The following is a 20360-nucleotide window of genomic DNA, read 5'->3' as shown; positions in this document are numbered from 1 at the left end:
TTATTTTTGGGTTCAAAAATATATCGTTGAAGGTGGATGGGCTTTGGAGATTAAAGAGACCAGCTACGGGATAGTCTTAAAAAATGTGAAACACTTTTCGCCGGTTCATATTTTTGAATGTGGGCAGGCTTTCAGGTGGAACTGGGATGGGATTGGCTATGTGGGAATTGCAGGTAATAGGGTCATTAGGGTGTCATACGATGGGGGAAATGTGCTGCTGGAAAATGCTTCTATTGAAGATTATGGCTCATTTTGGAAACACTATTTTGACATGGAAAGAGATTACGGCCAAGTGAAGGATGCTTTGTCGTGCGATCCATTGCTTGAAAGGGCAATGGAATATGGTTGGGGAATACGCATTTTAAATCAGGATCCATGGGAAGCGCTAATTTCCTTCATAATATCGGCTAATAACAACATACCCAGGATTAAGAAGATTATCGAGAACCTGGCCTTTGAGTTTGGTAAGAGGATAGAGTGGGGAGACAGGGATTTTTATACCTTTCCCAGTCCTGCTGACCTTGCTGGCGCTTCAATCGAACAGCTTATGGCCTGCGGGTGCGGTTACAGGGCCGATTACATAAAGAAAACGGCCGAGATGGTAGATAGCGGTGAAATACGGCTGGATCAAGTGGCCAAATTGCCTTATCAAGAAGCTTATAAAGCGCTTATGGCCTGTCCTGGGGTTGGCCCTAAGGTAGCTGACTGCGTCCTGCTGTTTTCTATGGGCAAGACCGAGGCTTTCCCGGTAGATGTATGGATCAAAAGGGTGATGCAGTATTTTTATCCAGAAAGCGGTGATACCAACAGACAAGTGAAGGAATTTGCCTGGCAAAAGTTTGGTCATTTGGCTGGCTTTGCGCAGCAATATCTATTCTATTATGCCCGTGAATGCATAAGGTGACCCGAGCGATATTTGCTGTATTATATTCGCTGCTTTTACGGGCATAGGCTTATAAGCCGGGTTAAAGGGGATGATCTATGGGACTATATTTGATTTAGCCATGAGTTTGAGGGAAATAGGGTTGACAGGGTAATTATAATTTTGATAGACTATCTTTTAATTACATTATGGGCTATAATATATTTAATATGATAAAGCGAAGGGAGTGTTAGCCATTAGCAGTAAAATTATCGGTGAAGGTTTGACTTTTGACGACGTACTGCTGGTTCCCCAGCGGTCGGAGGTTCTTCCCAAGGATGTGGATTTAAGGACCAGGCTCACTAAGACCATCACCCTTAATATTCCCCTTGCCAGCGCTGCTATGGATACCGTTACCGAGGCCAGGATGGCCATTGCCATAGCCAGGGAGGGCGGAATAGGGATCATCCACAAGAACATGTCCATAGAGGAGCAGGCCGAGCAAGTGGATAAGGTGAAGCGTTCCGAGCACGGCGTGATAGTGGATCCTTTCTACCTTTCGCCCGACCATTCGCTTTCTGATGCTATGGCTCTAATGGAGAAATACCACATTTCAGGCGTTCCCATCACTGAAAACGGCAAGTTAGTAGGCATAATCACCAATAGGGATATACGATTTGAGACCGATTTTTCCAAGAAGATACGAGAAGTGATGACATCCGAAAACTTGATTACAGCTCCTGAGGGGACAACCCTTGAGCAAGCCAAGGAGATACTTAGGAAATACAAAATAGAAAAGCTACCCATAGTAGATGAAAACGGCATGCTCAAGGGCTTGATAACCATCAAGGACATAGAAAAGGCCATCAAATATCCCAATGCGGCCAAGGATAAAAATGGGCGCCTTCTGGTGGGCGCTGCGGTTGGCATTGCTCGGGATACCATGGAGCGGGTAGAGGCTTTGGTAGCTGCCAAGGTGGACGTCATAACGGTGGATACCGCCCATGGCCATTCTGTGGGAGTCATCAACATGGTGAAGCAGATAAAGAAGAAGTTTCCTGACCTACAGGTCATTGCTGGCAACGTGGCAACGGCTGAAGCGACCAGGGAGCTGATAGAGGCCGGCGCCGACTGCGTTAAAGTAGGTATAGGGCCGGGTTCCATCTGTACTACCCGCGTCGTGGCGGGGGTAGGGGTTCCGCAGATCACGGCCATAATGGAGTGCGCTGAGGAAGCTGATAAATACGGTATACCCATAATAGCCGATGGAGGAATTAAATATTCGGGCGACATCGTTAAGGCCATAGCTGCGGGAGCCAGCGTGGTGATGGTGGGCAACCTGTTGGCTGGTACCGAGGAGAGCCCCGGCGAGACGGAACTCTATCAGGGCAGGCGCTTTAAGGTGTACCGAGGCATGGGTTCCCTTGGCGCTATGGCTGCCGGCAGCAGCGATCGGTACTTCCAGGAAGACGCTAAAAAGCTGGTGCCCGAGGGCGTTGAAGGGCGCGTGCCCTTTAAAGGGCCGCTGGCCGATACGGTGTATCAGCTCATGGGCGGTTTGAGGGCTGGCATGGGCTACTGCGGTGCCCGTAACATTGAAGAGCTGAGGAAAAATGCCAAGTTTATCAGGATTACCAATGCGGGGCTCAGGGAGAGCCACCCCCACAATATCTATATCACCAAGGAAGCGCCTAACTATAGCACCAGCGTGTGAGGATCGTAGGGCTTTGCTGTGCAGTTGACAGAGCAGTTTTTTGATGCTACTGCCTTGAAAGGGGAAGGAAATTATGGACGTTGAGCGCCTTAAGGCCATACTGGAAGACGTAAAAGAAGGGCGTTGCACGGTGGAAGAGGCTCTTGATTCCCTAAGGTATCTTCCGTTTGAAGACCTGGGCTTTGCCAAGGTGGACCACCACCGCCAGCTGCGAAACGGATATCCTGAGGTGATATACTGTCAGGGTAAAAGGCCTGAACACGTTAAAGCCATTGTGGAACGAATGATGTCCAGGGGTGACAGAAATATACTTGCTACCCGGGTGAGCCATGAAATATATGAGGCCATTAAAGAAGTGACCCCTGATGCCGAGTATCATGAAATAGCTAGAATCGTTGTGGTAAAAAGGTGTGAGGTGCCACTTGTAAAGGGCAAGATAGCCGTTGTGAGCGCAGGTACCTCTGATCTACCGGTTGCCGAAGAGGCGGCCATCACCGCAGAGGTTTTGGGCAATAGGGTGGAAAGGGTGTATGACGTTGGCGTGGCAGGGCTTCACAGGCTGCTGGCCTATGTTAAGGTCCTTAGTCAGGCCAATGTGGTGATAACGGTAGCCGGCATGGAGGGGGCCCTGGCCAGCGTGGTGGGAGGGTTGGTGGACAAACCCGTCATAGCCGTTCCTACCAGCGTGGGATACGGAGCAAACTTTGGCGGCTTGTCGGCGCTGCTTACAATGCTCAATAGCTGTGCCAGCGGCGTGGCGGTGGTCAATATAGACAACGGCTTTGGAGCGGGGTATATAGCAAGCTTGATAAACCGCCTGGCGCAGCAATCATAGCAAATTTCGTCATACCGAGGGGATTCCTCGGTGTTTTTGTATTGCAGGATTGCACATGAAAGGAGGAAGATTCGTGAAGATACTTTACTTTGATTGTTTTTCCGGGATAAGCGGCGATATGACATTGGGAGCGCTGCTTGATTTAGGGTTAGATCAACAGTCTTTTTTGAGAGAGCTTGACAAATTGGGGCTTAATAAGGAGTATGAGATTGAAATAAAGAAGGGCATCAAAAAGGGAATTACCGGATTGGATGTGACAGTTAGAATCCTTCATTCCCATGAGGAAAGCCATGGTGTACATTCCTATCTGCATGTTAATGACGACGCGCATTGCAAAAAAGGAGCTGCAGGAAAGTTTTTACAAGAAAAAAGCGATGATGGGCACCATCATGATGATCACCACCACTATGGAGAGCATACCCATGCCGATAGTCATGCCCATGTCCATTCCCATGATGTGGTAGGGGTTGAAAGGGACTTTCGCCAGATAAAAGAGCTGATTGAAAACAGCGAGCTGTCTCAAAGCGTTAAGGATATGGCTTTGAAAATATTCGAGAAGCTGGCCATGGCTGAAGGCAAGATCCACGGAATCCCGTATGAGCAGGTCCACTTTCACGAAGTGGGAGCAGTGGATTCCATCGTTGACATAGTTGGGACTGCCATTTGCATAGACATGCTAAAGCCGGATGTCATAATGGCTTCTCCAGTGAATGTGGGCGGGGGATTTGTAAAGTGTCAGCACGGCATATTTCCTGTACCTGCGCCTGCTACGCTGGAACTGCTGAAGGGCATTCCTATCTATTCCCAAAATGCTAGAGGAGAACTGGTTACCCCCACTGGCGCTGCCATACTTTCAACTCTATGTCAGGAATTTGTGGAATTTCCATCCATGGTTGTAGAGAAAATCGGATACGGCTTGGGAAAGAGAGATCATGAGGTGCCCAACTGTCTGAGAGTGTGCTGGGGGGAAGCGTTAAAAAAATAGAATCTCCCGGAGAGGAGGTGAGGGTTATCGAAACGAATATCGACGATATGAATGGAGAGGTTTTAGGCTTTTTGATGGAGCGACTGTTTAAGCAAAATGCCCTTGATGTGTGGTACACACCCATTTATATGAAGAAGAATCGCCCTGGCGTTAAGGTGAGCGTGCTATGCCATCCGCAGGATCAGGACAAGTTAGAAGATATACTGCTTAAGGAGACTACCACACTGGGAGTGCGAAGCTACAGCGCCCTTCGAAAGGCGCTGCAAAGGCAGTGGATAAAGGTGAGTACCCGTTATGGCGATATCCGCATCAAGGTTGCCTACGGGGAAGGGATATTTAAGGCATCTCCCGAGTATGAAGATTGCAGGGTTGCGTCTTCCATCTATGGCGTTCCTTTAAGAGAGGTATACGATGAGGCCATGCGGGAATTTTCAAAACTGGATATAAAGCGCTGAAGGCTAAAAATCGAACGTTTAATATTTATCTTTTAAAAACGTTCGATTTTTTTATTGACATTAGAGCCGATTGCTGGTAATATATTACCTAAAGGATCCGAATGATATTGTTGGATATCGCGAAAATGTACATATTTTAAATTTCGCGCACTGTATTGCCTGATGCTTAAAATAAAACTCGTATGCTGATTTATATTGAATAATAGTAATTTTTTGTTGACATTGAATGTTCGGATGTATGGATGAAAGAAAGGGCAATTGGCCAAGGTGGAAATGGCTTTAAGCTGCCTCGATTAGGCAAGGGGAGGAATAGGGATGCCTAAGGTTGGTATAGTTATGGGAAGCATATCCGATTTGGAAGTGGTAAAGGGTGCTAAAAAAGTGCTGGAAGGCTTTGGAGTGGAGGTGGAGATGCGGGTACTTTCGGCTCACCGTACGCCTGTAGAAGTTGTCCGGTATGCTCAGGATGCGGCAAGAAACGGCATAGAAGTGTTGATAGCTGCAGCGGGCAAGGCAGCCCATTTGCCGGGGGTCCTGGCGGCCTATACTACCTTGCCGGTTATAGGTCTGCCCGTTAAATCTTCCACTTTGGATGGATTGGATTCGCTATTGTCCATAGTGCAGATGCCTTCGGGTGTGCCGGTGGCAACGGTGTCTATCAACGGAAGCGAGAATGCGGCACTTCTGGCAGTGCAGATGCTGGCTTTGCGTTATGGTTACCTGGCAGATAAGCTTGAAGAATATAGACAGCGCATGGCTCAGCAAGTGCTTGATCAGGATCAAAAGCTTCAAGAGGAGTTGGTGTGCAGTGAAAAAGCTTGAGCTGCTTTATGAAGGCAAGGCTAAAAAAGTGTATGCTACCGATGATCCCGGCTATGTCATTTTAGAATACAAGGATGATGCCACGGCCTTTAACGGATTGAAAAGGGGAACTATCGTGGGCAAAGGTGTGGTCAACAATAAGATTTCCAACCACCTGTTTCAACTTCTCGAGCGACACGGCATTCCCACTCATTACGTACAGGAGCTGAGCGATAGGGAAACCCTTGTCAAAAGGGTCGAGATAATTCCCGTTGAGGTCATCGTGCGGAATAGGGCTGCAGGTAGCCTGTCAAAGCGGTTGGGCCTTCCTGAGGGTACGAGGCTTAAAAGTGTTGTCCTTGAATACTGCTATAAAAACGACGAGCTGGGCGATCCAATGGTCAACGAGCATCACATATATGCCATGGAGCTAGCTACCGAGGAAGAGATGAGCAGGATTGCTGACATGTCGTTTAAGGTGAATCAAATCCTGTTGAATTATCTTAGGGATCTCAATATAGAGCTCATCGATTTTAAGCTTGAGTTTGGGCGGTTTAATGGCCAAGTCATACTAGCCGATGAGATATCGCCCGATACTTGCCGTTTCTGGGATACCCGTACAGGCGAGAAGCTCGATAAGGATAGATTCAGAAGGGATCTGGGCGATGTTGAAGAGGCATATCAGGAGATACTCCATAGGCTCATGGACAGGTCTGCAGAATGATATGGTGTTGGCATAATATTTTCTGTTAAATGTAACCACGTTGTGGCTAAACGGATTAATTGTGATGGTATACGTCAATCGGATTGGGTAGAAGGATTGGTGGTAATGCATCCTAGAGACGTCTTGTTGCAGGACAAATTGGGCGAGGAATGCGGAATTTTTGGCATATTCGATAGAGATGGGTTGGCTGTCCAGGAAATAACCTATTACGGGCTTTATGCCCTTCAGCATCGGGGACAAGAGAGTGCCGGCATTGCGGTGGCTGACGGCCAAACCATACGCCATCACAAGGCAAGAGGCCTAGTGCCCGAGGTGTTTGACGAGGAGACGTTGGATGCGCTGCAGGGCGGTAAGATTGCCATAGGGCACGTGCGTTACCCCACTTATGGGGATACCAGCATGTATAACGCCCAGCCCTTGGTCATCAAATACAAAAAGGGATTTTTGGCCTTGGCCCATAATGGGAACCTGGTAAATGCCGAGGTGTTGCGTAACGAGCTGGAAGAGGCAGGAGCCGTCTTTCAAACCTCGGTGGATAGCGAGGTCATAGCCAACCTCATTGCCAGGCAGATCGATGAAGGGCTGGAAAAGGCCATACAGAAAACCATGTCCAAGCTAAAGGGATCATATGCCCTGCTCTTGATGACCGAGGATAAGCTAATCGCAGTCAGAGATCCTTACGGGATGAGGCCTTTGGCTCTGGGGAGACTCGGCCATTCCTATGTGGTGGCATCCGAATCGTGCGCTTTTGATGCCGTGGATGCTGAGTTCATAAGGGATATAAAGCCTGGCGAGGTAATTATAATTTCTCAGGATGGCTTGAAGAGCATACAGATGCCCGTACCCTTAAAATCCGGGCTGTGCGTATTCGAATTCATATATTTTGCCAGGGCCGACAGCACCATCGATGGCATCAGCGTGTATGGAGCAAGGAAGGAAGCGGGCAAGATACTGGCTGTCGAGCATCCTGTCGATGCCGACCTAGTAATAGGGGTGCCCGATTCGGGGACTACCGCTGCCCTGGGCTATGCTGAAGGCTCGGGCATTCCCTTCGGTGAAGGCCTTATCAAAAACAGGTACGTGGGCAGAACTTTTATAAGGCCCAGCCAGGTCATGCGCGAGCAAGGGGTAAGGATCAAGCTCAACGCCTTAAGAAAAATCATAAAGGGCAAGCGTATAGTCATGATAGATGACTCCATAGTGAGGGGGACGACCAGCAAGAAGATAGTGGAGATGCTCAGGCTTGCCGGTGCCAGAGAGGTACATATACGCATAAGCTCACCACCGGTGCGCTTTCCCTGCTATTTTGGCATCGATACGCCCACCAAGGAACATTTGATTGGCGCTAAATACGGCGTTGAGGAGATATGCCGTATAATAGGTGCGGATTCGCTAGGGTACTTGAGCATTGACGGGCTGCTCAAGACGGTGGAGGGCAGCAGCTGCGATCTCTGCCTGGGATGCTTTACGGGAGAATATCCCATAGAAGCAGAATGCTGATAACCAAGGCTTTTTGAGGTTTTCAGCTGATGGAAGCGAAAACCGTACTTTGTGGGTGGTACCTAATATTGCTGGTACCTAATATTGCTTTAAACGTGATGTTTAAAATGTGGCTATACCGCACTTGGGTAAATAAAACCGTGAAAGCCTCGATTCAAGTTGCAAGGATCTGAGCTGTTGGAGGTTGGATGATCTGTTTTTGGGCAGACAAAATTGATATAAACGGCTGCACTAGTGAAAGGAGTAACAGCATATGGGCTATACCTATAAGGATGCTGGGGTTGATGTTGAGGCCGGGTATACAGCCGTCAGGCTCATGAAGGAGTTCATAAAAAAGACCTATGACCGGAACGTCATAGGCGACATAGGCGGATTTGGCGGCCTGTATTCCCTGGATTTGAAGGACATGAAACAGCCCGTACTGGTGGCAGGGGCCGATGGCGTAGGTACAAAACTACAGCTTGCCTTCATAATGGATAAACACGATACCGTGGGGCAGGACTGCGTGGCCATGTGCGTTAATGACGTGGTATGCCAGGGAGCCAAACCCTTATTCTTTCTTGACTATATAGCCACCGGCAGGTTGAAGCCAGAGAAGGTAGCGCAGATAGTAAAAGGAGTTGCAGACGGGTGCATGCAGGCCGGCTGTGCCCTCATAGGCGGTGAGACCGCCGAGATGCCGGGGTTTTATAAGGATGAGGAATACGATATCGCCGGCTTTGCGGTAGGGATGGTGGATCGATCAAAGATAATAGACGGGTCAAACATACAAGAGGGCGATGTGCTCATTGGCTTGGCTTCGTCAGGTGTACACAGCAACGGCTATTCACTGGTCAGAAGATTGGTACTACACGACAAATACCGCCTTGAGGAGAAATATGATGCGCTTGGCTGTACGGTGGGGGAGGAGCTTTTAAAGCCCACTCGTATATACGTAAAAGGCGTTTTGGGCGTGCTCAAAAGGTTTAAGGTAAAGGGAATTGCCCATATAACCGGTGGCGGCTTTATTGAGAATGTACCGCGAATTTTGCCGGAAGGCCTTGTAGCCCAGATCCAGCTGGGCAGCTGGCCTGTACTGCCCATATTTGAGCTCATCAAGCGGTGGGGCGACATAGAAGACAGGGATATGTTCAACACCTTCAACATGGGAATAGGCATGGTATTGGTGTGTAGCCCACAAGATGTGGATGGCATCATCGCCCAATTGAAAAGCGACGGTTACCCTTCATATATCATCGGAAGGGTTATAAAGGGCTACGGCGGGGTGGTGTTTATCCAGTGATGCGCATAGGGGTGCTGATTTCGGGAAGCGGCACAAACCTTCAGGCGCTGATGGACGCCATTGATGCTGGCTACATCCCCGATGCTAAAATAGCAGTAGTCATATCCAACCGCAAATCGGCTTATGGTCTTGAAAGAGCAAAGGCTCATGGTATTCCGGCTGAATGCATACTAAAGAAGGACTTTGAGGATGAAGAGGCCTTTAACAGGGCAATTTTGGAGCGGCTTAGGTTTTACGGCGTGGATCTGGTGGTGCTGGCCGGGTATTTGAGCATTCTATCCCCTGAAGTTGTGCGCAGTTATCCCAATCGCATAATCAACATACATCCATCCCTTATCCCAGCGTTTTGCGGCAAAGGGTTTTATGGGGAGAAGGTTCACCGTGCTGTTTTAGATTACGGCGTAAAGATAACGGGGGCGACGGTGCATTTTGTGGATGAGGGTACCGATACTGGCCCCATAATACTTCAACGCCCTGTTGAGGTAAAGGAAGACGATGATGTCCGTTCCCTGGCTGCAAGGGTGCTGGAGGTGGAGCACCAGCTCCTGCCCGAAGCCGTCAGGTTGTTTGTAGAAGGAAAACTTGCTGTGGAAGGACGCAAGGTAAGGATTTTGGGATAGCGGCATGCTTTGAGAATTGACGAGAAGGCCATTGGGAAAGGCCAGTTTTGTTTATAAAGCGAGTCAAAGTATAAAACGAAAACTGCTTGGCAGCAGAAAGTAGCTTGGCAGGTTAGAGAAAGATAATACAGGCAAGGGGTGAGAAGTATATGAAGAGACGTGCCATAATCAGCGTGTCGGATAAAACCGGAATTGTGGAATTTGCCAGGGCATTGAATAATATGGGAGTGGAGATAGTATCCACCGGCGGAACGGCTAAAATATTGGCTGAATCGGGTGTTCCCGTGATAAGCGTAAGCGATGTCACGGGTTTTCCGGAGTGCCTGGACGGCAGGGTCAAAACGCTGCATCCTGCCATTCATGCCGGAGTGCTTGCCGTAAGAAGCAACCAGCAGCACATGAAGCAGCTTGATGATCTGGGGATTCAGCCCATAGACTTCGTGGTAATTAACCTGTATCCTTTTAAGCAAACCATACTCAAAGGCCATGTGGAGCTTGAGGAAGCTATAGAGAACATAGATATCGGAGGCCCCAGTTTGCTCAGGGCGGCTGCCAAGAACCATCAAGACGTGACGGTAGTCGTGGACCCGGACGATTATCTAGTAGTGCTGGATGAGCTGCACGGATGCGGTGAGGTGTCTTTTGAGACCAGATTTAAGTTGGCGGTAAAGGCCTTTGAGCATACTGCCCATTACGATGCGCTCATTGCACAGTATTTGAGAGGGCAGGTTAAGGATGCCGGTTTTCCCGAGCTGCTCACCTTTACTTACGAAAAATTGCAGGATTTGCGTTACGGTGAAAACCCGCATCAGAAGGCGGCCTTTTACAGGGAGGTATTGCCGGTACCGGGCAGCCTAACGGGTGCTAAGCAGCTCCATGGCAAGGAGCTTTCCTATAACAATATCAATGATGCCAACGCGGCTTTGGACCTTTTACGGGAGTTCGATGAACCCACCGTGGTTGCAGTGAAGCACGCTAACCCCTGCGGTGTGGCTAGCGCTTCGACCATATATGAGGCTTACATGAAGGCGTACGAAGCCGATCCCGTATCCATATTCGGCGGGATTGTGGCTGCCAACAGGGAGATAGATGCCCAAACCGCCGCCGAGATAAACAAGATATTCATTGAGATCGTGATAGCCCCTTCCTATACCGATGAGGCTTTGGAAATATTGAAGAGGAAGAAGAACATTCGCATACTGCAGCTTAAGGACATTTCGGCGAGGCCCCATAAAGGAATCTGGGATACTAGGAAGGTGCTGGGCGGTTTGCTGGTGCAGGAATTGGATACCGAGCTTCTGCCAGACATGTCGCAGCTTAAGGTGGTCACAGACAAAAAGCCCACCGCTGCCGAGATGGAGGACCTCATATTTGCCTGGAAGGTGGTAAAGCACACCAAGTCCAACGGCATTGCCATAGCCAAGAATAAGCAGTCGCTGGGGATAGGACCTGGCCAGGTCAATCGCATCTGGGCGGTGCAGCAGTCCATAGAGAGAAGCGGTGAAAAGGTGAAGGGCGCCGTTCTGGCTTCCGATGCCTTTTTCCCGTTCCCCGATTGCGTAGAGGCTGCAGCAAAGGCCGGCATTTCAGCCATAATACAGCCAGGGGGATCTATCAGGGATCAAGAATCCATCGATGCCTGCAATAAATATGGGATTGCTATGATATTTACCGGAATGAGGCATTTTAAACACTAATTGTGATGCCTATATGGGGAACCGTTGTTCATCAGAAAAACTCTATATCCATTAAGTAAATTACCGATGCTGTACGGTTATGCTAGCTGCACTGGCCCAGGGAAGTAGCGTAAAGCGGTAATTTGGAATTGGAAAGAATGATAATAAAATGAGGTGAACAGAATGAAGGTGCTGGTTGTAGGCAGCGGGGGACGTGAGCATGCGCTGGTGTGGAAGATAAGCAAAAGCCCCAGGGTGTCCAAGATTTACTGCGCTCCGGGCAATGGCGGCATATCCGATTTGGCCGAATGCGTAAACATCTCGGCCACCGATGTTGTGGGCATGGTGCGCTTTGCAAAACAAAACGGCATAGATTTGACGGTTGTAGCGCCCGATGACCCACTGGCAATGGGTATGGTAGATGCTCTGCAGGCAGAAGGCCTCAAGGCCTTTGGCCCTACCAGGGATGCTGCCATAATAGAGAGCAGCAAGGTGTTCGCCAAGCATCTGATGCGCAGATATGGTATCCCTACTGCTGAGTACAGGGTTTTTGAGAGCTACGATAAGGCTGTTAAATACGTGGAGCAAGTTCAATATCCCGTTGTCATTAAAGCCGAGGGACTGGCCCTGGGCAAAGGCGTTATAATTGCCAGAGACTTTGATGAGGCGAGAGATGCTTTAAAGTCAATGATGGTGGATAAGGTTTTTGGGGAGGCTGGCCTGCGGGTAGTCATTGAAGAGCACTTGGCAGGCCCCGAGGTTTCGGTGCTTATCTTTACCGATGGTAAAACCATCATACCCATGGTCAGCGCCCAGGACCACAAGAGGGCATACGACGGCGATCAGGGACCCAATACAGGAGGGATGGGGGCTTTCTCGCCCAGTCGCGTATATACACCCGATATAGCCAGCGAGGTAGAAGACGGCATAATAAGGCCCACCATCAGGGCCATGGCACAGGAGGGAAGGCCCTTTAAGGGAGTGCTGTATTTCGGATTGATGCTTACCCCGCAGGGGCCCAAGGTTCTCGAGTACAACGCCAGGTTTGGGGATCCCGAGACCCAGGTGGTGCTGCCACGCCTTAAGACCGATATAGTGGATATATTTGAAGCGGTAATTGATGAACGGCTTGATGAGATAAATGTAGAGTGGGAGGACAATGCCGCCGTCTGTGTGGTGCTGGCATCAGGAGGTTATCCAAAGTCATATAGGACGGGCTACGAGATTTCGGGTATAGACGAAGTCTTAAAAGATCCCGATATGATGGTATTCCATGCGGGTACGAAAAAGGTCGATGGCAAATACTATACGAGTGGGGGCAGAGTTTTGGGCATAACGGCCATAGCAAAGGACCTGGATACGGCCGTACGGAAAGCCTATCAAAGCGTGGGGAAGATACATTTTGAAAATATGCATTATCGCAGGGATATAGGAAGGAAGTGAGGCGGCGTAAAGTGCCGCCTCCTTCATTTTTATTGATTATATTCATTGGCCTTGAATTGTGATTGAGAAAATGATTTAATGAAATTAGGTTTTACTCAGTCATGGCATAGTTTGGTGGAGGGTTATCTATGGAAATCGGCTATGTTCAGGTTTATACCGGCGATGGCAAGGGCAAGACCACTGCTGCGCTGGGACAAGGCTTGAGAGCAATGGGTAGAGGCCTTAAAGTGGTGATGGTGCAGTTCCTCAAAGGTATCGAGTCGGGAGAACTGGAAGCGGTAAAGAGGCTTGAACCTCAATTTACAATCATGCGCTTTGCTGAGACCAAGAAGTTTTTCTGGCAGCTTACCGATGAGGAAAAGAGACAGCTTAAGGAGAAGACACGGCAGGAGATGAAGCAGCTTGAGCAGCTGTTGAAAGAAGGCTCATGCGATGTGCTGATACTCGACGAGATCATGGCTGCCATACACGGAAGGCTGGTGAGCGTTGATGAGGTTTGCCGGCTTATAGATAATAAGCCTAAGGGAATGGAGCTTATATTGACGGGGCGTAATGTCCCTCCTGAAATTGCTGACAGAGCCGATCTTATAACAGAAATGCGCAATGTCAAACATTACATGGATAAAGGTGTACCGGCAAGAAAGGGGATAGAGTATTAGGGATTGTCAAAGTCACATCATTGTTGTGAGAATATATTTCCCGGCCAAGATGAGTTAAAATTGCTAATAGGGTTTTGAGTTGTCAGGAAAATATTTTTGTTTCTAAATTCAATTGGTATTCAAAAGAATATTTAAAAATATAAAATTTATCAGACGAAAAATTGAGGGGGGAATCTTATGGAAAGGGATATCAAAAAGCTCATTTCGCAGATGACTTTAGAGGAAAAGGCGAGCTTGTGCTCGGGGTTAGACCTTTGGCATCTAAAGGGCGTTGAGCGCCTAGGGATTCCATCTATCATGGTAAGCGATGGGCCCCATGGGCTCAGAAAACAAAACGCAGAGCATATTGAGCTTAAGACCAGCGTTCCGGCGACCTGCTTCCCCACAGCAGTGGGTTTGGCAAGCTCATGGAATCGAGAACTTGTTGAGAAAGTGGGTGCAGCCATAGGTGAGGAATGCCAAGCCGAAGGCGTGTCGGTTTTGCTTGGGCCGGGAGCTAATATTAAGCGTTCGCCGCTGTGTGGCAGAAACTTCGAATATTTTTCGGAGGACCCATATCTGTCTTCCGAGATGGCGGCAAGCCATATAAAAGGGGTGCAGAGCCAGGGGGTCGGAACATCCCTTAAGCACTTTGCTGCTAACAACCAGGAGCACCGCAGGATGAGCGTGGATGCCGTAATAGATGAAAGGACGTTGAGGGAGATATACCTGGCCAGCTTTGAAGGCGCCGTAAAGAAGGGCAAGCCCTGGACGGTCATGTGTTCGTATAACAGGGTAAATGGGGAATATGCCTCAGAAAACAAGTATTTGCTTACCGATATCTTGAGGGACGAATGGGGTTTTGATGGTGTTGTGGTATCCGACTGGGGTGCTGTCAACGAGAAGGTTAAGGCTTTGGAGGCAGGATTGGACCTTGAGATGCCTTCAAGCTTTGGAATCAGAGATCAACAGATAGTGCAGGCGGTAAAGGAAGGCAAACTTTCGGAAGAAGTTCTTGACAGGGCGGTTGAGAGGATACTGAATCTGATCTTCAAAGCGGTGGATGGCAGGAAAGAGAATGCTACATATGACAAAGAAGCACACCATCAATTGGCCAGGGAAGTGGCAAGAGAATGCATGGTGCTTCTCAAGAACGAGGACAAGATACTCCCGTTAAAGAGGCAGGGTACCATTGCGGTAATAGGCGAGTTTGCGAGGAAGCCCAGGTATCAGGGAGGAGGAAGTTCCCATGTAAATCCCACCAAGCTGGACGATATATACGAGGAGATTAAAAAATCAGCTGGGAATAGCGTCAACGTATTATACGCTAAAGGTTACAGACTTGATAAGGATGAAGTGGATGAAGGCCTTTTGGAAGAAGCAAAGCAGGTGGCAATGAATGCCGACGTTGCCGTTATATTTGCGGGGCTTCCTGAACATTACGAATCAGAAGGCTATGACAGGCAGCATATGAGAATGCCTGAGAGCCACTGTGCCCTTATCGAAGGGGTGGCGGAGGTTCAGCCCAATGTGGTGGTGGTATTGAGCAACGGTTCTCCCGTGGAGATGCCCTGGATTGATAAGGTAAAGGGCTTGCTTGAGGCTTACTTAGGAGGGCAGGCGCTGGGAGGAGCCATTGCAGACCTATTGTTTGGCGATGCCAATCCGAGCGGCAGGCTGGCCGAGACATTCCCGAAGAAGCTGAGCGACAATCCCTCTTATTTGAACTTCCCTGGAGAAGGGGACAGGGTGGAATACAGGGAAGGCATATTTGTGGGGTATAGGTATTATGACAAGAAGGGCATAGAGCCGCTGTTCCCCTTTGGGTATGGATTGAGTTACACCACCTTTGAGTACAGCGATCTTAATATAAGCAAGAAGGAGATACTGGATACCGAGACGGTGACGGTCAGCGTGAAGGTTAAGAATACGGGCGACAGAGCGGGTAAAGAGGTTGTGCAACTGTATGTGAGGGATGTTGAGAGCTCTGTTATAAGGCCGGAGAAGGAGCTTAAAGGATTCGAAAAGGTGGAACTTCAGCCCGGTGAGGAGAAGGTGGTGACGTTTGAGCTTGATAAGAGAGCGTTTGCGTATTATAACGTTGATATAAAGGACTGGCATGTGGAGAGCGGTGAATTTGAAATCATGATAGGCAAGTCATCGAGGGACATAGTGTTGAAAGACAGGATATTCGTAAGGTCAACAGTTGCTGTCAAGAAGCCGGTGCATAGGAATACGCTGGTAGGGGAGTTGCTTTTGGATCCAGTGCTGGCTCCTGTATTTAAAGAATTTTTAACCAAAGCAGGTCAAGGTAGCCCCATGTTTTCAGCGACTCAAGATCAGGATGCGATGTTAATGGCAATGATGAAATACACGCCGCTTCGTGCTTTGGTGAATTTTGGAGGAGGAAAATTTACCGAGGAGATGCTGGATGGGTTAATTCAGAAGCTAAATGAAAAGCTTAACCAGCAATGAAGTTAAAGGCCAATACTTCCCACCACAAGGCAGGGAGTATTGGCCTTTAAAAATTTCCTTACAGCTCAAACGCTTCCATAAGCGCTTCAAGAGCCTTCCTTTCATCCAATGGGTGGATGATATAGGATATTTTGGTTTCGGAAGTGGTTATGGCCATGATCCTTATATTTTGCTGAGCCATTAAGCTGAACACCTTAGAGGCTATGCCTGGCTGTTGTGCCATTCCTGACCCTTCTACCGAGAGCTTTACTATATCCTCGTAGGCGTTTAGGTTTATAGAGGGGAATAAGGTCTTTAAGCCATTGATCGCCTCCATGGCCTTTTTAAGGTCCTTGCGCGGAAGGGTAAAGGATATGTTGACTTTCCCATTCACCGGTGTAGTTTGGCTGATTAGATCTATGTTTATGTTGTGCTGTGCTATGCTTTCCAGTATTTGAGCAATGGCTGTCGTGCTATCGGGTATGCTGTTTATCGTTATTAGAGCTTGTTGATTGTCGGAATAGATGTTTGTAACTGCAGCCTGCTCGTTTAGCATATCCTTCATCCCATACAGGCCAGGAGCTTTCTTGGTTATGTATTTACAAGCGTGTAGTGCACCCAGCGCGAATATCTGCCGGGAATAGGCGGTGTGAGTAATCTCCAGTACTTCGTCGTTGCCTGCAAACACTACCGTATGCTGGCCCGGTATGGTGCCGCCCCTGACAGCGTGTATGCCTATTTCCGACTTTGAGCGCCTTTGATTTTTGGAGTGCCTCCCAAAGATATAGTCTTTTGAATTGAGCAGTACCTCGTTTATAGCGTCGGCCAGGACATACGCCGTACCGCTAGGCGCATCGACTTTTTGGTTGTGGTGCTTTTCGATGATCTCTATGTCGAATTCGTTGCCCAGGGCGGCTGCCGCCTTTTGTACCAGTTCCAGCATGACGTTTACTCCTAGAGACATATTGGCCGACCTGAAAATTGGAATTGTACGGGAAGCCTGCTCGATGAGCTTTATATCATCCTGTGAAAAGCCGGTGGTTGCAATGACTAGGGCTATTTTGCGCTCTTTTGCAAAGGCCAGCAGGTCAGGAAGGGCGGCGGGATTGGAAAAATCTACAATCACATCGGCCTGTTCATTGCATTGGCTTAAAGAGCCGTAAGTGGGGAAGGGATTTTGTTTGATTTCGGGGAATTTATCTACGCCGGCTACTACCTGTATGTCAGGAAGGGCGGCTGCAACCGATGCAACCGTCTGGCCCATTTTCCCATTGCAACCATGAATAATGATTCTTATCGTCGGCATGTTTTCACTCCGTTTCTTCAGTCAAGGTTATTTTTTTAGGTGGGATTTTTTAATATTTAAATATTCGACGTTTCGTATTGTTAAACACACAGTCCAATCAGCAGTCGATAAAACAGTAAACCGTTGGCACGTTCGTTGGAACTTCATGTAAATGATTTGGTTCTGGCTGCATAATTGCCAGTTTAAAGCTATTGTTGTATCTTAAGGCCGTATTCCAGCATTCTCTTTTTGAGTATTTCTAAGTTTTGCTCCGACATATCGGTAAGAGGCAGTCTGAGCTTACCGACATTCATCCCCATGAGGTTCAAAGCCGTCTTTACCGGTATGGGGTTGACCTCCAAAAACAGGGCTTCGATTAAAGGATTCAGCTTAAATTGAAGCTTTCTGCTTCCTTCAATATCTCCGTTTAGGAATTTTGCCACCATTTCATGGGTATCTCGTGGAGCGATGTTGGCCACTACCGATATGACACCTTTTCCTCCCAAGGCCAGTATGGGGACCACTATGTTGTCATCACCAGAGTATATATCTATCCTGTCGCCGCAAAGCCTGGCCATTTCGGTTACCTGGGCTATATTGCCGCTGGCTTCCTTTATGCCCACTATGTTGTCTATCCTGGAAAGCTCTTTTAACGTAGATGGAGCTACGTTGAGGCCCGTTCTGCTGGGCACGTTGTAGATTATGATGGGGATGTGGACGGCATCGGCTATGGCTGCATAGTGCTGTATGAGGCCCTTTTGCGTGGTCTTGTTGTAGTAGGGGGTTACGATGAGCAGCGCATCGGCACCCAATCGCTCGGCTTCCTTTGAGTCCTCGATTACAGCGGCGGTGTTGTAGCCACCCGTTCCGGCTATGACCGGAACTCTCTTTGCCACTTTTTCAACGGTAAAGCCTATGACTGAATACCTCTCCTCCCTGGTCATGGTAGGAGGCTCTCCGGTGGTACCGCATACCAGTATGGCATCGGTGCCTCCATTAATTTGAAACTCTATGAGGTTGGCCAAGGATTCAAAGTTGATGCCGTTATCTGTAAAGGGGGTAACCAGGGCAACGCACGACCCGGTGAATACGCTCATTATTGATCACTCCCTGATATCTTTGATTTAATTTGGCCAGCAGTTCTATCGGGCAAGTTGACCGCTTTCCCAGTATTCGATAAGCTTTTGCGCTATTTGTACGGCGTTGGTAGCCGCACCCTTTCTTATGTTATCCGCTACCACCCATAAGTTTACGCCGCTTTTTACGCTTTCATCCCTTCTTATGCGCCCCACGAATACTTCATCCTTGTTTTCTGCGTGAATGGGCATTGGATAGATGTTATTCTGGGGGTCATCGAGCACTACAACGCCAGGTGCATTTGCGAGGACTTCCTTAAGCTCGTTTAAATCAAAGTCCTTTTCAAACTCCACATTTATGGACTCGCTATGGCCATAGAACACCGGCACGCGTACAGTCGTTGCGGTGATCCTTAAGCTATAATCCCCCAAGATCTTTTTGGTCTCATTGATCATCTTCATCTCTTCTTTAGTATAGCCATTATCCAGGAATACGTCTATGTGGGGGATGCAGTTGGCAAATATGGGGTGTGGGAACTTCTGCAGAGTCTTTTCTCCGCGTATCCCGTTTTGCAGGTCCATATAGCCTCCCATGCCCGCACCCGACACTGCCTGATATGTGGAATATACGATCCTCTTTATTTTGTACCGGTCGTGCAGCGGCTTGAGCACCACCACAGCCTGGATGGTGGAACAATTGGGGTTGGCGATTATCCCTTTGTGCTTGAGTATTTCCTGTGGGTTGACTTCAGGCACCACCAACGGTACACCCTCTTCCATCCTCCAGGCGCTGCTGTTGTCGATGACCACGGCACCATTAGACGCGGCTATTGGTGCGAACTTTTTGCTGACGGTTGCACCGGCTGAAAACAGCGCTATATCGATGCCTTTGCTGTCAAAACTGGTCTCGGTCAGCTGCTGTACTACGTGGTCCTCTCCCATAAACCTTATTTTTGTTCCTGCCGAACGTGCCGATGCGAACAGATAGCAGTTGGCTATCGGGAACTGCCTCTCCTCTAAGACCTCTAAAAACTTGCGTCCTACCATGCCGGTTGCTCCGACAATGGCTATGTTGTACTTTTGCATGGCTTTCTCCTCCTCACATTTTATGAGATGCATAATTTTTGTCCTTTTATCTTGCAGAGTTTACCTCATTATCCATCATATGTCGTTACAGGTTATGGTGCCTCATTAAATTCCGCCTTATATAGATAATCACGAATAAAGCGGCTGATGGATGACCAGCCGCTTTCGTATCACAATTACAATCTTTTTGCAGATGAGTTAAACCCTGCAAAACCCTTGCGATTCGAAAGCAGTTAGCGCTCCATCATTGGTTACCAATGATGACAGTCCCAGGGCTCTTAACCCAGGGCCCAGGAGGTGGATGACGGGGACATACCACATCCTTCGGCACCTTCCCCTTTGGGCAGCCTTAATCGAACCCCGTATTCTCCAGCTGCTTACTCTTGAAAGGTGCGCCTCTAAACTGCTTCGCATATGTTCGTTTTTTTAAATCATATCATTTTAAGACCATGGATGTCAAACGTTTTTTGAGTTTTTCAGACCTGATGAGTTAAGATGGTTCATTGTTAAATTAAGTTAACACTCCCAAACAAAAATGCTCGGCAAGGCTCCACTACAAAATATAAAAAGGAATGATAGCAGTAGCAAAGCTACTGCTATTTTGTTGTGGCTTAAGTTTTTGCAATTTTGGTTGCTAGAATTTACAAAATGCTTTCCCATACTTCTTGATTTTTCCATACATGTATGCTAGGATAAATTTAAAAATGTGAGGACGTTTAGTGATCCATGAAAATGGGCATAACTTGAGTGCCAAATTTCTCATTAAATGTTCACATCAATAGGCGTATAATGTTTCACATATTTAATTAACTAAAATTGGGAATAGGAGGAAGATTATTATGGAAAACTTTACATTTTTAAGCCCCACTAAGATCATATTTGGTAGGGGTGTAGAAAACCAGGTAGGAGAAGAGACTAAGGTTT

At 48.1% G+C, this 20360-nt stretch carries 17 protein-coding genes, 1 pseudogene and 1 riboswitch; of the genes and pseudogenes, 14 read left to right on the top strand and 4 right to left on the bottom strand.

From position 1 onward, the window contains the following. The first annotated feature begins 43 nt into the window (after nt 1-43). The 14 genes from FWJ59_RS01335 to FWJ59_RS01270 all read left to right on the top strand — a co-directional run bounded on the left by FWJ59_RS01335 (nt 44) and on the right by FWJ59_RS01270 (nt 16010). Nucleotides 44-904: a DNA-3-methyladenine glycosylase family protein gene (locus FWJ59_RS01335; protein ID WP_414480185.1), complete on the top strand. Its 861-nt coding sequence runs from the start codon at nt 44-46 to the stop codon at nt 902-904. Nucleotides 905-1109: 205 nt separating this feature from the next. Continuing rightward, nucleotides 1110-2576: an IMP dehydrogenase gene (gene guaB, locus FWJ59_RS01330; RefSeq protein ID WP_414480184.1), complete on the top strand. Its 1467-nt coding sequence runs from the start codon at nt 1110-1112 to the stop codon at nt 2574-2576. Nucleotides 2577-2649: 73 nt separating this feature from the next. Then, nucleotides 2650-3411: a nickel pincer cofactor biosynthesis protein LarB gene (gene larB, locus FWJ59_RS01325; RefSeq protein WP_414480183.1), complete on the top strand. Its 762-nt coding sequence runs from the start codon at nt 2650-2652 to the stop codon at nt 3409-3411. 73 nt (nt 3412-3484) lie between these two features. Further along, the gene (locus FWJ59_RS01320; RefSeq protein WP_414480182.1) at nt 3485-4396 is read left to right on the top strand and encodes a LarC family nickel insertion protein; all 912 of its coding nucleotides are present in this window, start codon (nt 3485-3487) and stop codon (nt 4394-4396) included. 17 nt (nt 4397-4413) lie between these two features. Next, nucleotides 4414-4851: a nickel insertion protein gene (gene larC, locus FWJ59_RS01315; protein WP_414480181.1), complete on the top strand. Its 438-nt coding sequence runs from the start codon at nt 4414-4416 to the stop codon at nt 4849-4851. A 315-nt stretch (nt 4852-5166) separates the two neighbouring features. Next, on the top strand, nt 5167-5673 hold the full coding sequence (gene purE / locus FWJ59_RS01310; protein ID WP_414480180.1) for a 5-(carboxyamino)imidazole ribonucleotide mutase: 507 nt from the start codon (nt 5167-5169) through the stop codon (nt 5671-5673). Beyond that, on the top strand, nt 5660-6376 hold the full coding sequence (gene purC / locus FWJ59_RS01305) for a phosphoribosylaminoimidazolesuccinocarboxamide synthase (RefSeq protein WP_414480179.1): 717 nt from the start codon (nt 5660-5662) through the stop codon (nt 6374-6376). Before purE ends, purC begins: the two co-directional genes overlap by 14 nt. Nucleotides 6377-6481: 105 nt before the next feature. Further along, nucleotides 6482-7876, top strand: a complete 1395-nt coding sequence (purF, locus tag FWJ59_RS01300) for an amidophosphoribosyltransferase (RefSeq protein WP_414480193.1) — start codon at nt 6482-6484, stop codon at nt 7874-7876. A gap of 253 nt (nt 7877-8129) precedes the next feature. Next, nucleotides 8130-9158, top strand: coding sequence for a phosphoribosylformylglycinamidine cyclo-ligase (purM, locus tag FWJ59_RS01295; protein ID WP_414480178.1), 1029 nt, complete (start codon nt 8130-8132; stop codon nt 9156-9158). After that, nucleotides 9158-9778, top strand: a complete 621-nt coding sequence (purN, locus tag FWJ59_RS01290; RefSeq protein WP_414480192.1) for a phosphoribosylglycinamide formyltransferase — start codon at nt 9158-9160, stop codon at nt 9776-9778. The genes purM and purN overlap by 1 nt, the downstream gene beginning before the upstream one ends. A gap of 149 nt (nt 9779-9927) precedes the next feature. Beyond that, the gene (gene purH, locus FWJ59_RS01285; RefSeq protein WP_414480177.1) at nt 9928-11475 is read left to right on the top strand and encodes a bifunctional phosphoribosylaminoimidazolecarboxamide formyltransferase/IMP cyclohydrolase; all 1548 of its coding nucleotides are present in this window, start codon (nt 9928-9930) and stop codon (nt 11473-11475) included. A 162-nt stretch (nt 11476-11637) separates the two neighbouring features. Further along, nucleotides 11638-12897, top strand: coding sequence for a phosphoribosylamine--glycine ligase (gene purD, locus FWJ59_RS01280; RefSeq protein WP_414480176.1), 1260 nt, complete (start codon nt 11638-11640; stop codon nt 12895-12897). A 128-nt stretch (nt 12898-13025) separates the two neighbouring features. After that, the gene (locus FWJ59_RS01275) at nt 13026-13556 is read left to right on the top strand and encodes a cob(I)yrinic acid a,c-diamide adenosyltransferase (RefSeq protein ID WP_414480175.1); all 531 of its coding nucleotides are present in this window, start codon (nt 13026-13028) and stop codon (nt 13554-13556) included. 177 nt (nt 13557-13733) lie between these two features. Continuing rightward, on the top strand, nt 13734-16010 hold the full coding sequence (locus FWJ59_RS01270) for a glycoside hydrolase family 3 C-terminal domain-containing protein (protein WP_414480174.1): 2277 nt from the start codon (nt 13734-13736) through the stop codon (nt 16008-16010). A gap of 58 nt (nt 16011-16068) precedes the next feature. Here the strand turns inward: FWJ59_RS01270 and FWJ59_RS01265 are convergent, their stop codons facing one another. The 4 genes and pseudogenes from FWJ59_RS01265 to FWJ59_RS01250 form a co-directional block, all read right to left on the bottom strand. Beyond that, a complete protein-coding gene (locus FWJ59_RS01265; protein WP_414480191.1) occupies nt 16069-16545 on the bottom strand; it encodes an ACT domain-containing protein in 477 nt (158 codons plus the stop codon). Continuing rightward, nucleotides 16534-17295, bottom strand: a pseudogene (gene dapB, locus FWJ59_RS01260) (4-hydroxy-tetrahydrodipicolinate reductase); the annotation flags it as partial. The pseudogene dapB and the gene FWJ59_RS01265, both read right to left, overlap by 12 nt. 188 nt (nt 17296-17483) lie before the next feature. Continuing rightward, a complete protein-coding gene (gene dapA / locus FWJ59_RS01255) occupies nt 17484-18371 on the bottom strand; it encodes a 4-hydroxy-tetrahydrodipicolinate synthase (RefSeq protein ID WP_414480173.1) in 888 nt (295 codons plus the stop codon). A gap of 45 nt (nt 18372-18416) precedes the next feature. Continuing rightward, nucleotides 18417-19436 carry an aspartate-semialdehyde dehydrogenase gene (locus tag FWJ59_RS01250; protein ID WP_414480172.1) on the bottom strand — a complete coding sequence of 340 codons (1020 nt, stop codon included), beginning with the start codon at nt 19434-19436 and terminating at the stop codon, nt 18417-18419. A gap of 226 nt (nt 19437-19662) precedes the next feature. Further along, nucleotides 19663-19845: riboswitch (Lysine riboswitch) on the bottom strand. Nucleotides 19846-20360: the final 515 nt, after the last annotated feature.

Origin of the sequence: Caldicoprobacter sp. (assembly GCF_047459465.1) — a bacterium.
Lineage (GTDB): Bacteria > Bacillota > Clostridia > Caldicoprobacterales > Caldicoprobacteraceae > Caldicoprobacter.
This window is presented reverse-complemented; position numbering and strand designations above follow the sequence as displayed.

What these genes read in the sequence shown, in the direction of transcription:
- FWJ59_RS01265 (WP_414480191.1), bottom strand. Translation starts at nt 16,545, where the DNA reads ATGCTAAACGAGCAGGCTGCAGTTACAAACATCTATTCCGACAATCAA.
- purH (WP_414480177.1), top strand. Translation starts at nt 9,928, where the DNA reads ATGAAGAGACGTGCCATAATCAGCGTGTCGGATAAAACCGGAATTGTG.
- FWJ59_RS01270 (WP_414480174.1), top strand. Translation starts at nt 13,734, where the DNA reads ATGGAAAGGGATATCAAAAAGCTCATTTCGCAGATGACTTTAGAGGAA.
- purF (WP_414480193.1), top strand. Translation starts at nt 6,482, where the DNA reads ATGCATCCTAGAGACGTCTTGTTGCAGGACAAATTGGGCGAGGAATGC.
- purD (WP_414480176.1), top strand. Translation starts at nt 11,638, where the DNA reads ATGAAGGTGCTGGTTGTAGGCAGCGGGGGACGTGAGCATGCGCTGGTG.
- purE (WP_414480180.1), top strand. Translation starts at nt 5,167, where the DNA reads ATGCCTAAGGTTGGTATAGTTATGGGAAGCATATCCGATTTGGAAGTG.
- larB (WP_414480183.1), top strand. Translation starts at nt 2,650, where the DNA reads ATGGACGTTGAGCGCCTTAAGGCCATACTGGAAGACGTAAAAGAAGGG.
- FWJ59_RS01275 (WP_414480175.1), top strand. Translation starts at nt 13,026, where the DNA reads ATGGAAATCGGCTATGTTCAGGTTTATACCGGCGATGGCAAGGGCAAG.
- dapA (WP_414480173.1), bottom strand. Translation starts at nt 18,371, where the DNA reads ATGAGCGTATTCACCGGGTCGTGCGTTGCCCTGGTTACCCCCTTTACA.
- purN (WP_414480192.1), top strand. Translation starts at nt 9,158, where the DNA reads ATGCGCATAGGGGTGCTGATTTCGGGAAGCGGCACAAACCTTCAGGCG.
- FWJ59_RS01250 (WP_414480172.1), bottom strand. Translation starts at nt 19,436, where the DNA reads ATGCAAAAGTACAACATAGCCATTGTCGGAGCAACCGGCATGGTAGGA.
- purM (WP_414480178.1), top strand. Translation starts at nt 8,130, where the DNA reads ATGGGCTATACCTATAAGGATGCTGGGGTTGATGTTGAGGCCGGGTAT.